The sequence below is a fragment of the Streptomyces sp. NPDC053367 genome (assembly GCF_044545925.1).
Taxonomy (GTDB): Bacteria; Actinomycetota; Actinomycetes; order Streptomycetales; family Streptomycetaceae; genus Streptomyces.
Map to the genome: position 1 here is coordinate 140791 of NZ_JBITYN010000007.1, position 14474 is coordinate 155264.

Sequence of the window (14474 nt, forward strand, 5' to 3'; positions counted from 1 at the left end):
CGCGGTTGACTGGCCGTGCAGGCATGGCCAAGGATCGCGGCCATGTTTTCTGCGGTTGCCCGGGTCGCTGCCATGGGTGTCGTCACGGTGCTGATCCTGATCGCGGGTGTGTGGGCATCGTGGGGCACGGCTCAGTACGTGATGCTGACCAAGGGCCGTGAGGTCGGCACGGTCGAGGTGACGGACTGCGGTGAGCGGTCCTGTTCGGGTCCGTTCACGCCGTTGTCGCCGGGGTCCCTGGCCCGGGGCAGTGTGCGGGTGGAGGACACCGTGGCGGTGGAGCGGGGCCGCACGTACACGGTCGTGGTGAAGCCGGGTGAGGACAGTGCGGTGCGGTCGGGGCCGGCCGGGGTGCTGTACGCGTGGGTTCCGCTGGGGGGTGCGCTGCTGCTGGCGTCGGTGGTGGTCGCGGGCGGGCTGCGGCGGACGCGGGCGGCGTGGGTGATGGCGGGGGCGGGGCTGACGCTGCTGACGGCGGCGTTCGTGACCGTCTGAGGGTTTTCGCCGTTCTCCATGTCTGTGGAGACCTCAAGCGTTGCCTCTTTGTGATTGACCTGGTCAGGCGTTCGGCTGGAGGCTGAGCCGCCCCCTCCACATCTTCCCGTTCCCTTCTCGAAGATGGACCCCCCCATGCGTACCTTCCCTCGTGTCGGCGCCGTGTGCGCTGTCGCCGTGGCCGCCCTGTTCGCGAGTCCTTCCGCTCATGCCACTCCGTCCGGTGACAACGGGACGGTGAAGATCCATGACGCCTCGACCGGTGAGGAGCTGAAGAGGAACGAGCCGCATGTGTGTTCGTTCTATCTGGACGCCTTCGGGTTCGACGGTGTCCAGCAGGTGGACTGGCACATCGACGCGATCCCGCCGAGCACCAACAAGGGCGAGACGGTCGAGTCCGGCTCGCTGGCCCTGGACGGCGAGGGTCACGGCCGTACGGACGACATGACCCTGCCGGACGGCCACTACAAGCTGTTCTGGAACTTCGAGGGTGAGAACGGCTCCGCCAAGCACAAGGTCTTCTGGGCCGACTGCGAGGACGAGGAGGGCGGTCCGGGCGGTTCGTCGCCGTCGGCCGAGCCGTCGCAGTCGGCGGGCTCGTCCGAGTCCCCGGCCCCGTCCCCGTCCTCGTCGGCGTCGGCGAGCCCGTCGCCGGGGTCGTCGGAGGCGGTTCCCGGGGCGTCGGGGTCCCCGCAGGGCGGCACGTCCGGCGAGGGCGACCTGGCCGAGACGGGCAACGGTGCGCCGGTGGGGCTGCTGTCGGGTGTCGCGGCGGCGCTGGTGGCCGTCGGCGGCGGTCTGCTGTTCCTGCGCCGTCGCAGGGCCGGCCGGAGCTGACGTAGGGACATGACGAAGGGCGGCACCCTCGTGGGGTGCCGCCCTTCGTGCTGGGCGGGATCAGCCGGTGTTGCGCAGGCCGGCCGCCACGCCGTTGACGGTCAGCAGCAGAGCGCGGGAGAGCAGCGGGTCGGGCTGCTCGCCGGCCGCGGCGGCGTCGCGCTGGCGCTTGAGGAGGGCGACCTGGAGGTAGGAGATGGGGTCGAGGTAGGCGTCGCGGATGGCGAAGGTCTGCTTCAGGACGGGCTGGGCGTCGAGCAGTTCGTCCTCGCCGGTGACCTTGAGGACCTCGTTGACGGTGAGCTCGTGTTCGGCGCGGATGGTGTCGAAGACGTGCTTGAGCTCATCGGGGACGAGGGTGTCGACGTAGTGTCCGGCGATGCGCAGGTCGGTCTTGGCGAGGGTCATCTCGACGTTGGAGATGAAGTTGCGGAAGAAGTGCCACTGCTCGTACATCTCCTCCAGCACGGTGTCGAGGCCGGCCTCGCGCAGGGCCTTGAGGCCGGAGCCGACGCCGAACCAGCCGGGGACGATCTGCCGGGACTGGGTCCAGCCGAACACCCAGGGGATGGCGCGCAGTCCGTCGAGCGAGACGCCGGAGCCGGGGCGGCGGGAGGGCCGCGAGCCCAGGTGCAGGTCGGCGAGCTGGTCGACGGGTGTCGACGCGAGGAAGTACGTCGGCAGGTCGGGGTCCTCGACGAGGCGGCGGTAGGCGGCGTGGGCGGCGTCGGAGGCGACGTCCATGGCGGCGTCCCAGCGGGCGAGGGCCTCGTCGGACTGGCGGGGGGCGGTGTGCAGGGCGGACGCCTGGAGGGTGGCGGCGACCGTGAGTTCCAGGTTCTCCCTGGCGAGGGAGGGGATGAGGTACTTGTCGGAGATGACCTCGCCCTGTTCGGTGACCTTGATCTCGCCTTCGAGGGTGCCCCAGGGCTGGGCGAGGATGGCGTCGTGGGAGGGGCCGCCGCCGCGGCCGACGGTGCCGCCGCGGCCGTGGAAGAGGCGCAGGCGTACGCCGTAGCGGTGGGCGACGTCGCGCAGGCGGCGCTGGGCGCGGTGGATCTCCCACTGGCTGGTGGTGATGCCGCCGAACTTGGAGGAGTCGGAGTAGCCGAGCATGACCTCCTGGACGTCGCCGCGCAGGGCGACGAGCCTGCGGTACGACGGGTCGGAGAGCATCTCCTCCAGGATGGTGTCGGCGGCCTTGAGCTCGTCGGTGGTCTCCAGGAGCGGGACGATGCCGATCTTGGCCCAGCCGGCGTGGAGGTCGAGGAGGCCGGCCTCGCGGGCGAGGACGGTGGCGGCGAAGACGTCGTCGGCGCCCTGGCACATGGAGATGATGTACGACTCGATGACCTCGGGTCCGAAGACCTCCAGGGCCCGCTTGATGGTCTGGAAGACGCCGAGGGTCTTCTCTCCGGCGGCGTCGACGGGGGCGGGGGTGGGCGCGAGGGGCCTTCTGGACCGCAGTTCCTTGGCGAGGAGCTTGGTGCGGTAGTCGCGGGGCATGTCGGCGTAGCGCCAGGATTCCTCGCCGAGGCGGTCGAAGAGCTGGCCGAGGGCGTGGTGGTGGGCGTCGGCGTGTTCGCGGACGTCCATGGTGGCGAGCTGGAGGCCGAAGGCGGCGAGGGTGCGGATGGTGCGGTTCATCCGGCCGTCGGCGAACAGGGCGCCGCGGTGGGCGCGCAGCGAGGTCTGGATGAGGGTGAGGTCCTTCAGCAGTTCGCTGGTGCCGAGGTAGTCGCGGCCCGGTTCGTGCGGGGTGCCCTTGGCGAGGCGCTGCTTGGTGTTCTCCAGCTTCTGCCGGATGCAGGTGGCCTTGAGGCGGTAGGGCTCTTCGGCGTTGAGGCGCTTGTAGCGGGGGCTGATCTCGGGGAGGAGGTCGAGGTCGGCCTGGAGGGATTCGCGGAGTTCGTCGGTGGCGCCGGTGTAGCGGATGGAGTTCGACAGGAAGCCGCGCAGTTCGTCGATCGTCTCCAGGGCGTCGTTGATGCCGTGTTCGTGCTGGAGGATGAGGATGTCCCAGGTGACCTGGGGGGTGACGTTGGGGTTGCCGTCGCGGTCGCCGCCGATCCAGGTGCCGAAGGTGACGGGGCGGGTGTCGTCGGGGAGGGTGACGCCGACGCGTTCGAGTTCGGCGGTGAGGTCCTCGAGGACGTCGCCGACGGCGCCGGCGTGGAGTTCGTCGAGGTAGTAGATGGCGTTGCGGGCCTCGTCGGCGGGTTCGGGGCGGACGACGCGCAGTTCGTCGGTCTGCCAGACGAGGTCGATGTTCTCGGCGAGGCGGGTGTCGTGGCGGCGCCGGTCGGAGTCGATGACCGGGGTCTCCAGGAGCGCGGCGATGCGCCGGAGCTTGTTGAGGACCGAGCGGCGTGCGGCTTCGGTGGGGTGGGCGGTGAAGACCGGGCGGACGTTGAGGTGGCGGACGGTCTCGCGCAGGTGTTCGGGATCGGCGTCCTTGAGCCGGTCGGCGGTGCGGGAGAGCAGTCCGCCCTCGGCGGCGCGCTTGGCGCGCAGTTCGCGGCCTCGGTGGACCTGTTCGGTGACGTTGGCCAGGTGGAAGTAGGTGGAGAAGGCGCGTACGAGCTTGGCGGCGGTCTCCAGTTCCGTGCCGCGCAGCAGCTCGGCGGCGGCGTCGCCGTCCTCTCGGGTGAGGCGGCGTACCTTCTCGACCAGTTCGAGGAGCTCGGGGCCTTCCTGGCGGACGAGTGTCTCACCGAGGAGGTCGCCCAGTCGGCGGATGTCGGCGCGCAGCTCGCTGCTGGTCGTGGTCTGGTCGTCGGCACTGCTCACAGGTGCGGCTCCTTGCAGTGTTGAAGCTCGTCTGGGAGGGGAACCCGGACGGGCGTCGCCGCGGTGGCACCGCTTGCGGGCCGGACGTCCGGGAAAAAACTACAGAGCGGACCGCGCTGTCCGACCGCCTCCAGGATAGGTGGCGTCGGAACGCGCAGGCCCACGGGCTCTTGCCGCAAGGCGGCACGCTGCCATACTTACGATGCCGTAGGTTACGGAACCGTAGGAAAGAGTGCGGGTTCCCGCAGCTCGGCATCGCCCAGAACCTCGACCCCCTAGGGGACGCGTATGACCACTAGTTCCGATGTGATCGCTGACGCTGAGAAGGCGCCCGACGACACTGTCGCTTCCTCCGCCACTCTCGGCGGGGAGCAGAAGCGTTCGATCGAGCAGATCACGCTGCTGCTGTTCATCGTTGTGCCGTTCCTGGCGCTGGTGGCGGCGGTGCCGCTGGCCTGGGGATGGGGCGTGAGCTGGCTGGATCTCGGCCTGCTGGTGTTCTTCTACTACCTGGGCTGCCATGGGATCACGATCGGTTTCCACCGTCACTTCACGCACGGGTCGTTCAAGGCCAAGCGCCCGCTGAAGATCGCGCTGGCGATCGCGGGGTCGATGGCCGTGGAGGGTCCGCTGGTGCGCTGGGTGGCGGACCATCGCCGGCACCACAGGTTCTCCGACGCGGAGGGTGACCCGCATTCGCCGTGGCGTTACGGCGAGACGGTGCCCGCGCTGATGAAGGGCCTGTGGTGGGCGCACATCGGCTGGATGTTCGACGAGGAGCAGACTCCGCAGGAGAAGTACGCCCCGGATCTGATCAAGGACCCGGCGCTGCGGGCGGTCTCCCGGACGTTCGTGCTGTGGACGGTGGTGTCGCTGGCGCTGCCGCCGCTGATCGGCGGGCTGGTGACGATGTCGTGGTGGGGCGCGTTCACGGCGTTCTTCTGGGGCTCGCTGGTGCGGGTGGCGTTGCTGCATCACGTGACGTGGTCGATCAACTCGATCTGTCACGCGGTGGGCAAGCGGCCGTTCAAGTCGCGGGACCGTTCGGGCAACGTGTGGTGGCTGGCGGTGCTGTCGTGCGGTGAGTCGTGGCACAACCTGCATCACGCGGACCCGACGGCGGCGCGGCACGGTGTGATGCGGGGCCAGCTGGACTCCTCGGCCCGGATCATCCGCTGGTTCGAGCAGCTGGGCTGGGCGTACGACGTGCGCTGGCCGTCACGCTCGCGTATCGATTCGCGTCGTAACGGCGGTGAGGACGGCTCCCGGCGGCGGAAGGTGACGGCCGGGGCGGCATGATTGACGCCGTGGCGACCGACTCCAGCACCTCCAGCAATGACAAGCCGCGGCGGACGCGCCGTACCCGGATGACCGGTGCGGAGCGCCGCCAGCAGCTGCTGGAGATCGGGCGCACCCTGTTCGCGGCGAAGGGCTTCGAGGGCACGTCGGTGGAGGAGATCGCGGCGAGGGCCGGGGTGTCCAAGCCGGTGGTGTACGAGCACTTCGGCGGCAAGGAGGGGCTGTACGCGGTGGTGGTGGACCGCGAGATGCGGCGCCTGCTGGACGGGGTGACGGGCTCGCTGACGGCCGGCCATCCCCGGGAGCTGCTGGAACAGGCGGCCTTCGCCCTCCTGGACTACATCGAGGAGTACACGGACGGCTTCCGCATCCTGGTGCGTGATTCGCCGATCCCCCAGTCGACGGGTTCCTTCGCCTCGCTGATCTCCGACATCGCCACCCAGGTGGAGGACATCCTCGGCAAGGAGTTCAAGTCCCGCGGTTTCGATCCGAAGCTGGCCCCGCTGTACGCCCAGGCGCTGGTGGGCATGGTCGCCCTGACGGGCCAGTGGTGGCTGGAGGTCCGCCGCCCGAAGAAGGCCGAGGTGGCGGCGCACCTGGTGAACCTGGCGTGGCACGGCCTGGACGGGCTGGAGCCGAAGCCGCGGTTGATCGGGCACCGCAAGAGCTGACCTCCGGCCGGTGGTGGCCCGTGCGGCACCGTGGTGGCTGGTCGCGCAGTTCCCCGCGCCCCTTTCGGCGCGTTGCCGGCTGCTCGGCCGGCACGCGAGGTGTCTCACGTTCCCGTCGGCTCCAGAAACTCGGTCAGCATCAGCCTCCCTCCTTCCGCGCCACCACGAACACGCGGCGGAACGGGAACGGGGTGCCGTGGGGTGTCGCCGGGTACGCCTCGCGCAGGGCCTGGCGGTAGTCGTTCAGGAAGGCGTCGCGGGTCTCGGGGTCGTCGGCGAGCGCTGTCAGGATCGGGCGCAGGCCCGTGCCCTTGACCCAGTCCAGGACCGGGTCCTGCCCCTGGAGGACGTGGAGGTACGTCGTCTCCCAGGCGTCCACCGCGCAGCCCAGGTCGGCCAGGCGGGACAGATAGGCGGCCGGGGTGAGCACCGCGTCCTGGTGGCGGAGGGTGCCGGCGAGGCCGTGGCGGTCGGCCAGGTCGCGCATCAGGCGGTGGCTGGGGGCGTCGAAGTTGCCGGGGACCTGGAAGGCGAGGGTGCCGCCGTCGCGCAGGCCCGCGATCCAGTCCGGGAACCTGTCCGCGTGGCCCGGCACCCACTGGAGGGTGGCGTTGCTGATGATCAGGTCGTGCGGCTCGGCGGGCAGCCAGGTGCGGACGTCCGCGTGCGCGAAGTCGAGGTTTTCGCCCGCGTGCTCGACGTGCGCGCGGTCGAGCATCTCGGTGGAGTTGTCGTAGCCGGTGATGCGGGCGGTGGGCCAGCGGCCGGCGAGGAGGGCGGTGACGTTGCCGGGGCCGCAGCCGAGGTCGGCGATGCGGGGGCGGGCCGAGGGGAGGTCCGGGACGCGGGCGAGCAGGTCGGCGAAGGGGCGGGCCCGGTGGCCGGCGTGGCGCAGGTACTGCGCGGGGTCCCAGGTCGGTGGCGTCGGTGTCGTCATGGTCTCCACCTTCCCGCCCCGACTCTCTCGACGTCAAGAGACTTCACATCAAGAGACTTCACATCGACACAACCACTACACTGATCGTCATGGAGGACGAGGTCGATCGGCTGGTCGCAGCGTGGCGCCGGGAGCGCCCGGACCTCGACGTGGAACCGCTCGAGGTGCTCAGCCGGGTGAGCAGACTGGCCCGGCATCTGGACCGGGCGCGCCGGCTGGCCTTCTCGGAGCACAGCCTGGAGCCCTGGGAGTTCGACGTGCTGACCGCGCTCCGGCGCGCCGGGACGCCGTACCAGCTCTCACCGGGGCAGTTGCTGACCCAGACGCTGGTCACCTCCGGCACGATGACGAACCGCATCGACAGGCTCGCCAAGAAGGGCCTGGTCGAGCGGCTGCCCGACCCCAGCGACCGGCGCGGTGTGCTGGTGCGCCTCACCGAGGAGGGCCGCGACCGCGCCGACCAGGCGCTGGCCGGACTGCTGGACCAGGAGCGGGCGATCCTCGCCGAGCTGTCCCGGGCCCAGCGCGGTGAACTGGCCGCCCTGCTACGCCAGCTGACCGCCCCGTTCGACAACATCCCCGGTTAGGTCCACGGGTCCCACCCCGGCCCGCCGCGCCAGCGCGACCGCCGCCAGTGTCGAGTGCACGCCCAGCTTGCCGAGGACGTTCTGCATATGGGTGCGGACGGTGTGCGGGGAGAGGAACAGGCGCTCGGCGACGGCCTTCCTGCCCAGCCCGGCGACCATGCAGCGCAGCACCTCGCGCTCGCGCGGGGTGAGGGACTCCACCAGGCGTTCGCTCTCGGTGCGGTGCTTGCGCGCGGCCGTCAGCTCGCGCATCACCCCCGTCAGCAGGGCCGGCGGCAGATGCGTCTCGTCGCGCAGCACGCCCCGGATGACGGTCAGCAGCCGGGACAGCGAACAGTCCTTGGCGACCCAGCCCGACGCCCCCGACTGCAGGGCGAGCGCGGCCCGCCGCGGGTCGTCGCGCTCGGCGAGGACGACGGTCCGCACGCCGGGGTGGGCGGTGCGCACCCCGGCGACCAGCGAGATCCCGTCGCCCGTGCCGTCCTCGCCGCTCTCGCGGAGCGACGCCACGGGCTGCACCGGCGCCCCCGCCCTGACCCCCGGCGTGCCGCCCAGGTCGGCGTCGACGAGCAGCACGTCGTAGCGGCGCCCCTCGCCGGCCGCGCGCTCCAGGCAGCGCAGCGCGGCCGGGCCGCTGCCGGCGGCGGAGACGTCGACGTCCGGCTCGGCCGCGAGCGCGGCGGCGAGCGACTCGGCGAAGATGCGGTGGTCGTCGACGACCAGGACTCGGATGCGTACCACGAAACCCCCTTCCCCGCGCTCCCTCGTCGGGAGCAGGGGATACCCCAAGGCCGGGAGAACTACGACAGGCACGGGTGCGGCGCCCGAAGCGTGAACCGCCGCGCGACCGACGCCGTGCGGAACTGCTACCCCCACTTCGGGCGTCGTACCCGGTTTTCCCTCGCCCCCTGAACGGCACCGGCCCCCACCGGTGCTTGTTTCAACAGGGTACGGACGGCGGCGGGGAGCGGAAGGCTATTTGCAGAACTGGCCGTCGGACGCGTTTATGGTGAGCCGCATGTTTCGTATCGAGGCGGAAGTCGACAAGGCCCGGCGTGATCTGCTCGGTTCACGGCTGCGGGACACCAACACCGCGGCCTCGCCGGTCCTGCGGGCGCTGCGCGGCACCCCGCAGGAGCGCGAGGAGCCGCTGCACCTGTGGGCGACGGACGCGGCGGACGAACTGGCCGGCGGGCTCGTCGGGCACACCTGGACGAGCTGGCTGCATGTGGCGCTGCTGTGGGTGGACGAACGCCACCGTGGTACGGGCCTGGGGGCCCGGCTGCTGGCGGAGGCCGAGCGGATCGCGCGCGAGGAGCGCGGCTGCCGGGCGGCCCGGCTGGAGACCTGGGACTTCCAGGCGCCGGAGTTCTACAAGAAGCAGGGCTACGAGGTGGTGTGCGTGATCCCCGACTATCCGCCGGGGATCACCGAGTACACCCTGACCAAGCGGCTCAGCTGATCCGCCGGGCCCCCGGCGACGGCACCGCCTCGAACACCCGCGGCGCGGTGAACCCGGCCGCGGCGAAGGCCTCTTCGACGGCCTTGGTGAGGGTGTCGACGTCCGGGGCCCCGGCCAGCACGATCGCCGAGCCGCCGAAGCCGCCGCCGGTCATCCGGGCGCCGAGCGCGCCGGCGGCCAGCGCCGTGTCGACGACCAGGTCCAGCTCAGGGCAGGAGACGCGGAAGTCGTCGCGCAGCGAGACGTGGCTCGCGGTGAGCAGCGGCCCGATGGCGCGGGTGTCGCCGGACTCCAGCAGGGCGACCACGCGTTCGACGCGCTGGTCCTCGGTGACGACGTGGCGCACCAGGCGGCGCACCTCCTCCTCGTCCCCGAGCCGCGCGAGGGCCGCGTCCAGGTCGTCGTAGGCGATGTCGCGCAGGGCGTCCACGCCGAGCAGGGCGGCGCCCTTCTCGCAGCCGGCGCGGCGCTTGCCGTACTCGCCCTCGTTGTGGGCGTGCTTGACGCGCGTGTCGACGACCAGCAGGCGCATGCCTTCGGCGGCCAGGTCGAAGGGGATCTGCCGCTGCGCCAGGTCGCGGGTGTCGAGGAACAGGGCGTGGCCGTCCTCGCAGCAGGCGGAGGCGGTCTGGTCCATGATGCCGGTGGGCGCGCCGACGTAGACGTTCTCGGCGCGCTGGCACAGCCGGGCCAGCCGCCAGGGCGGCAGGCCCAGTTCGTACAGGTCGTTCAGGGCGAGCGCCACGACGACCTCCAGGGCGGCCGACGAGGACAGGCCCGCGCCCGCCGGGACGGCGGAGGCGAGGTGGATGTCGGCGCCGGTGACCGGGTGCCCGGCCTCCCGCAGCGCCCACACCACGCCCGCCGGGTACGCGGTCCACTCCTTGTCGGACTGCGGCCGCAGCGCGTCCAGGCGCAGTTCGACGACGCCCGCGTCGATGTCGGCCGAGTGCAGCCGGAGGATGCCGTCCGTGCGGCGGGAGACCGCGGCGACGGCGGTGTGCGGCAGCGCGAAGGGCATCACGAAGCCGTCGTTGTAGTCGGTGTGCTCGCCGATCAGGTTGACCCGGCCGGGCGCCGACCAGACCCCTTCGGGCTCGGCCCCGTACAGTGCGGTGAAGCCGTCCCGGACCTCAACTGCCCCCACTTAGGACTCCCTTGCGATGTGCTGTGCGAACTGCCAGGCGTCGGCGACGATACCGGCGAGATCCGGGCGGGACGGGGTCCAGCCGAGGCGCTCGCGGGCGGTCTCGGCGGACGCCACCAGCACGGCCGGGTCGCCGGCCCTGCGGGGGGCCACGACCTCGGGGATCGGGTGGCCCGTCACCTTGCGGACGGTGTCGACGACCTCGCGCACGGAGAAGCCGTTGCCGTTGCCGAGGTTGCAGATCAGGTGCTCGCCCGGGGTGGCCGCCCCGAGCGCCAGCAGGTGGGCCTCGGCGAGGTCGGCGACATGGATGTAGTCGCGGACGCAGGTGCCGTCCGGGGTCGGGTAGTCGTCGCCGTAGACGGAGACGGCCTCGCGGCGGCCCTGGGCGACCTGGAGGACCAGCGGGATCAGGTGCGACTCGGGGTCGTGGCGCTCTCCGCGGTCGCCGTAGGCGCCGGCGACGTTGAAGTAGCGCAGGGAGACCGCGCCCAGGCCGTGGGCGGCGGCCTCACCGCTGATCATGTGGTCGACGGCGAGCTTGGAGGCGCCGTAGGGGTTGGTCGGCCTCGTCGGCGCGGTCTCGGTGATCGGGACCTGCTCGGGCTCGCCGTAGGTGGCCGCGGTGGAGGAGAACACGAGCTTGCGCACGCCCGCCTCGCGCATCGCGCCGAGCAGCGCCATGGTGCCGGCGACGTTGTTGTCCCAGTACTTCTCGGGCTTCGCCACCGACTCGCCGACCTGGGAGAACGCGGCGAAGTGCAGCACCGCGTCGAAGGAGGGGTCGAGCCACTTGGCGGCGTCGCGGATGTCGCCCTCGACGAAGGCGGCACCCGCGGGGACCCCTTCGCGCGAGCCGGTGGAGAGGTTGTCGAGGACGGTGACCTCGTGGCCCGCCTCCAGCAGGTGCTGGGCGACCACACTGCCGACGTATCCCGCCCCGCCTGTCACCAGGTACTTCATGAACTCGCTACCTCTCGCAGTCGCTCGGCCGCGGCCTCCGGCCGGATGTCGTTGATGAACACGTTCATGCCGGACTCCGAACCCGCGAGGAACTTCAGCTTTCCGGAAGTCCTGCGGATGGTGAAAAGCTCCAGGTGGAGTGCGAAGTCGTCGCGCTGGACGCCGTCGAACTCCTCCAGGGCGCCGAACGGCGCCTGGTGCCAGGCGGCGATGTACGGCGTCGGAGGCTCGTCGGGGCCGAAGATCCGGTCGAAGCGCCTCAACAGTTCCAGATAGACCTTGGGGAAGTCTGTGCGCGCGGCCTCGTCCAGCGCGAGCAGGTCCGGTACCCGGCGCTTGGGGTACAGGTGGACCTCGTACGGCCAGTGCGCGGCGTACGGCACGAACGCGACCCAGTGCTCGCCCTCCAGGACGACCCGCTCACCGGCGAGTTCCTGCTCCAGGACGGTGTCGAAGAGGTTCTCGCCGCCGGTGGCGTCCTTGTGCGCGGCGACCTGGCGCAGCATCAGCGCGGTGCGGGGCGTGGTGAAGGGGTAGGCGTAGATCTGCCCGTGGGGATGCTGCAGCGTCACGCCGATCTCGGCGCCACGGTTCTCGAAGCAGAAGACCTGCTCGACGGAGGGCAGATGGGACAGCTCCGACGTGCGGTCGGTCCACGCGTCCAGGACCAGCCGCGCCTGCTCCTCGCTCAAGGAGGCGAAGGACGCGGTGTGCTCGGAGGTGAAGCAGACGACCTCGCAGCGGCCGGAGTCGCCGGCGAGGGAGGGGAAGCGGTTCTCGAAGACGACGACGTCGTACGACGAGTCGGGGATCTCGCTGAGCCGGTCGCCCTCGGTCGGGCAGAGCGGGCACTCGTCGGCGGGCGGGTGGTAGGTGCGTCCCTGCCGGTGGGAGGCGATCGCGACGGCATCGCCGAGCAGCGGGTCGCGGCGTACCTCCGAAGTGGTGACCGTCGGCTCCAGCGGGCGGCGGTCCACCGCGTCGCGCACCGAGTCGTCCCGCAGGTCGTAGTAGATGAGCTCACGACCGTCGGCCAAGCGGGTCGAGGTCTTCTTCACCGCGACTCTCCATCCGTACGCGCACCATGTGTCCACAGGGCAAGGCTTCAAACAGAACCGAACACATCCAAGCACAAATCCCCACGCCGGTCACCATCACAACCGAACAAAGAACACCAAGCAAGGTGAGGTCCGGATGCAGATCCCCCCACAGCACGCCTCTGACCAGCCACTCCCGCTCGCGGCCGAGCTACGGCTCCCCACCAACTGGCTCGACTACACGATCCTGGCGATCTACTTCGTCGTCGTCCTCGGCATCGGCTTCGCCGCCCGCCGCTCGGTGAGGACCAGCCTCGACTTCTTCCTCTCCGGGCGCTCGCTGCCCGCGTGGGTGACCGGGCTCGCGTTCATCGCCGCCAACCTGGGCGCCACCGAGATCCTCGGCATGGCCGCCAACAGCGCCCAATACGGCGTCTACACCACGCACTGGTACTGGGTCGGCGCCATCCCGGCCATGGTGTTCCTGGGCCTGGTGATGATGCCGTTCTACTACGGCTCCAAGGTCCGCTCGGTCCCCGAGTTCCTGCTGCTGCGCTTCGACAAAGGGGCACACCTGCTCAGCTCGATCCTGTTCGCCTGCGCCGCGATCCTGATCGCCGGGGTGAACCTCTACGCCCTCGCGATCGTGGTCGAGGCCCTGCTGGGCTGGCCGCAGTGGGTGGCGATCGTCGTCGCCGGGTTCTTCGTCCTCGCCTACATCACCCTCGGCGGCCTGTCCTCCGCCATCTACAACGAGGTACTGCAGTTCTTCGTCATCCTCGCCGCGCTCATCCCGATCACCGTCCTCGGGCTGAAGTCGGTCGGCGGCTGGGACGGGCTGTCCGACAAGCTCACCGCCCGCCACGGCGACGACTTCATGACCGCCTGGGGCGGCACCGGCATCGGCCACGACAACCCGCTCGGCGCCAACTGGCTGACCATCGTCCTCGGCCTCGGCTTCGTACTGTCCTTCGGCTACTGGACGACGAACTTCGCCGAGGTGCAGCGCGCCCTGTCCGCGAAGAACCTCTCCGCCGCCCAGCGCACGCCCCTGATCGCGGCCTATCCGAAGATCTTCATCGTCTTCCTGGTGATGATCCCCGGCCTGGTCGCGGCCGCGCTCGTGCCGAGGATCGGCACCTCCGGCTCCGACCTGCAGTACAACGACGCCATCCCCTACCTGATGGAGTCACTGCTGCCCAACGGCGTCCTCGGCATCGCGGTGACCGGCCTGCTGGCGGCGTTCATGGCGGGCATGGCGGCCAACGTGTCGTCCTTCAACACCGTCTTCACCACCGACATCTGGGCCAAGTACGTGGTGCAGGGCCGCGAGGACGGCTACTACGTGCGCTTCGGCCGGCTCATCACCGCGATCGGCGTCCTCGCCTCCATCGGCACGGCGTTCCTCGCGTCCTCCTTCTCCAACATCATGAGCTACCTCCAGACGCTGTTCTCCTTCTTCAACGTGCCGATGTTCGTCGTCTTCATCATCGGCATGTTCTGGCGGCGCGCGTCGATGAAGTCCGGCTTCTGGGGGCTGCTCGCGGGCACCACCGCCGCGATGGTCAACTACTTCTGGTTCTACAAGCAGGGCGTCATCGACATCCCCTCCGACCAGGGCGCCAACTTCGTCTCCGCGATCGCCGGGTTCGTGGCCGGCGCGGTCGTCATGGTCGCCGTGTCCCTGTTCACGAAGCCCAAGCCCGCCGACGAACTCCAGGGCCTCGTCTACGGCACCCGCTCCCCCGGCATGTCCGAGCCGCCCGCGCCCGGCGACGAGGCCTGGTACCGCAGGCCCGCGCTGCTCGGCTGGGGCGCGGTGATCCTGGCGGCCGCCTGCTACATCCCGTTCTCGTTCTGATCCCAGGGAGGGTCCCACACCTATGTCCGAGCACCACGGATTCAGCGAACGGGACGTCCAGCGCGAGGTCTCCGAACTGCAGGGCAGGTCGGCCACCGCCGCCCGCCTGTTCGACATCCGCCGCATCATCGGCGGCCTGTTCGTCCTCTACGGCGTCATCGTCACCGTCACCGGCCTCACCGACGACGACGCCGCCATCGACAAGGCCCAGGGCGTCAACATCAACCTCTGGACCGGCCTGGGCATGCTGCTGCTCGGCCTGTTCTTCCTGATCTGGCTGAAGCTGCGCCCGACGGCCCCGCCGCCGCCGGACGAACTGCCGCAGGAGAAGGGGCCGCTGGACGGGGGACCGCTGGAGTAGGGCGCGCCCGCGGGCGCGGACCGACCG

Annotated in this window: 14 protein-coding genes; 8 read left to right on the top strand and 6 right to left on the bottom strand. The window is 70.6% G+C overall.

Annotated elements, in window-relative coordinates:
* Positions 1 to 42: 42 nt before the first annotated feature.
* Together ACIGXJ_RS20655 and ACIGXJ_RS20660 are read left to right on the top strand one after the other, a co-directional pair.
* Positions 43 to 495, top strand: coding sequence for a hypothetical protein (locus ACIGXJ_RS20655; RefSeq protein WP_399647290.1), 453 nt, complete (start codon positions 43 to 45; stop codon positions 493 to 495).
* 135 nt (positions 496 to 630) lie between these two features.
* Positions 631 to 1332 (top strand): LPXTG cell wall anchor domain-containing protein, encoded by a 702-nt coding sequence (locus tag ACIGXJ_RS20660; RefSeq protein WP_399647293.1) that lies wholly within the window; start codon positions 631 to 633, stop codon positions 1330 to 1332.
* Positions 1333 to 1392: 60 nt separating this feature from the next.
* Here the strand turns inward: ACIGXJ_RS20660 and ppc are convergent, their stop codons facing one another.
* Positions 1393 to 4122 carry a phosphoenolpyruvate carboxylase gene (gene ppc / locus ACIGXJ_RS20665; protein WP_399647295.1) on the bottom strand — a complete coding sequence of 910 codons (2730 nt, stop codon included), beginning with the start codon at positions 4120 to 4122 and terminating at the stop codon, positions 1393 to 1395.
* A 288-nt stretch (positions 4123 to 4410) separates the two neighbouring features.
* On the opposite strand from ppc, the gene ACIGXJ_RS20670 reads away from it, so the two are divergent.
* Both ACIGXJ_RS20670 and ACIGXJ_RS20675 read left to right on the top strand, forming a co-directional pair.
* On the top strand, positions 4411 to 5421 hold the full coding sequence (locus ACIGXJ_RS20670) for an acyl-CoA desaturase (RefSeq protein ID WP_399647297.1): 1011 nt from the start codon (positions 4411 to 4413) through the stop codon (positions 5419 to 5421).
* Positions 5418 to 6092 carry a TetR/AcrR family transcriptional regulator gene (locus tag ACIGXJ_RS20675; protein ID WP_399647299.1) on the top strand — a complete coding sequence of 225 codons (675 nt, stop codon included), beginning with the start codon at positions 5418 to 5420 and terminating at the stop codon, positions 6090 to 6092. Before ACIGXJ_RS20670 ends, ACIGXJ_RS20675 begins: the two co-directional genes overlap by 4 nt.
* A 139-nt stretch (positions 6093 to 6231) precedes the next feature.
* Here the strand turns inward: ACIGXJ_RS20675 and ACIGXJ_RS20680 are convergent, their stop codons facing one another.
* Positions 6232 to 7029 (bottom strand): trans-aconitate 2-methyltransferase, encoded by a 798-nt coding sequence (locus ACIGXJ_RS20680; protein ID WP_399647302.1) that lies wholly within the window; start codon positions 7027 to 7029, stop codon positions 6232 to 6234.
* An 89-nt stretch (positions 7030 to 7118) separates the two neighbouring features.
* Between ACIGXJ_RS20680 and tamR the strand changes: the two genes are divergently transcribed.
* Positions 7119 to 7616 carry a MarR family transcriptional regulator TamR gene (gene tamR / locus ACIGXJ_RS20685; protein WP_399647305.1) on the top strand — a complete coding sequence of 166 codons (498 nt, stop codon included), beginning with the start codon at positions 7119 to 7121 and terminating at the stop codon, positions 7614 to 7616.
* Here tamR and ACIGXJ_RS20690 read toward each other — a convergent pair.
* Positions 7575 to 8357 carry a LuxR C-terminal-related transcriptional regulator gene (locus tag ACIGXJ_RS20690; protein ID WP_399647307.1) on the bottom strand — a complete coding sequence of 261 codons (783 nt, stop codon included), beginning with the start codon at positions 8355 to 8357 and terminating at the stop codon, positions 7575 to 7577. The genes tamR and ACIGXJ_RS20690 overlap by 42 nt on opposite strands.
* A 265-nt stretch (positions 8358 to 8622) precedes the next feature.
* Between ACIGXJ_RS20690 and ACIGXJ_RS20695 the strand changes: the two genes are divergently transcribed.
* Positions 8623 to 9078, top strand: a complete 456-nt coding sequence (locus ACIGXJ_RS20695; RefSeq protein ID WP_399647309.1) for a GNAT family N-acetyltransferase — start codon at positions 8623 to 8625, stop codon at positions 9076 to 9078.
* On the opposite strand, the gene galK is transcribed toward ACIGXJ_RS20695, so the two are convergent.
* From galK to galT, 3 genes are read right to left on the bottom strand one after another with little or no spacing between them, the layout of a single operon-like run.
* A complete protein-coding gene (galK, locus tag ACIGXJ_RS20700) occupies positions 9071 to 10225 on the bottom strand; it encodes a galactokinase (protein ID WP_399647312.1) in 1155 nt (384 codons plus the stop codon). The genes ACIGXJ_RS20695 and galK overlap by 8 nt on opposite strands.
* Positions 10226 to 11188: a UDP-glucose 4-epimerase GalE gene (gene galE / locus ACIGXJ_RS20705; protein ID WP_399647315.1), complete on the bottom strand. Its 963-nt coding sequence runs from the start codon at positions 11186 to 11188 to the stop codon at positions 10226 to 10228.
* Positions 11185 to 12246, bottom strand: a complete 1062-nt coding sequence (gene galT, locus ACIGXJ_RS20710; RefSeq protein WP_399647318.1) for a galactose-1-phosphate uridylyltransferase — start codon at positions 12244 to 12246, stop codon at positions 11185 to 11187. Before galT ends, galE begins: the two co-directional genes overlap by 4 nt.
* Before the next feature lie 136 nt (positions 12247 to 12382).
* Here galT and ACIGXJ_RS20715 point away from each other — a divergent pair, with 136 nt between their 5' ends.
* A complete protein-coding gene (locus tag ACIGXJ_RS20715; RefSeq protein ID WP_399647321.1) occupies positions 12383 to 14086 on the top strand; it encodes a sodium:solute symporter family protein in 1704 nt (567 codons plus the stop codon).
* Between the two features lie 22 nt (positions 14087 to 14108).
* Positions 14109 to 14447, top strand: a complete 339-nt coding sequence (locus ACIGXJ_RS20720) for a hypothetical protein (protein WP_399647324.1) — start codon at positions 14109 to 14111, stop codon at positions 14445 to 14447.
* Positions 14448 to 14474 lie beyond the last annotated feature (27 nt).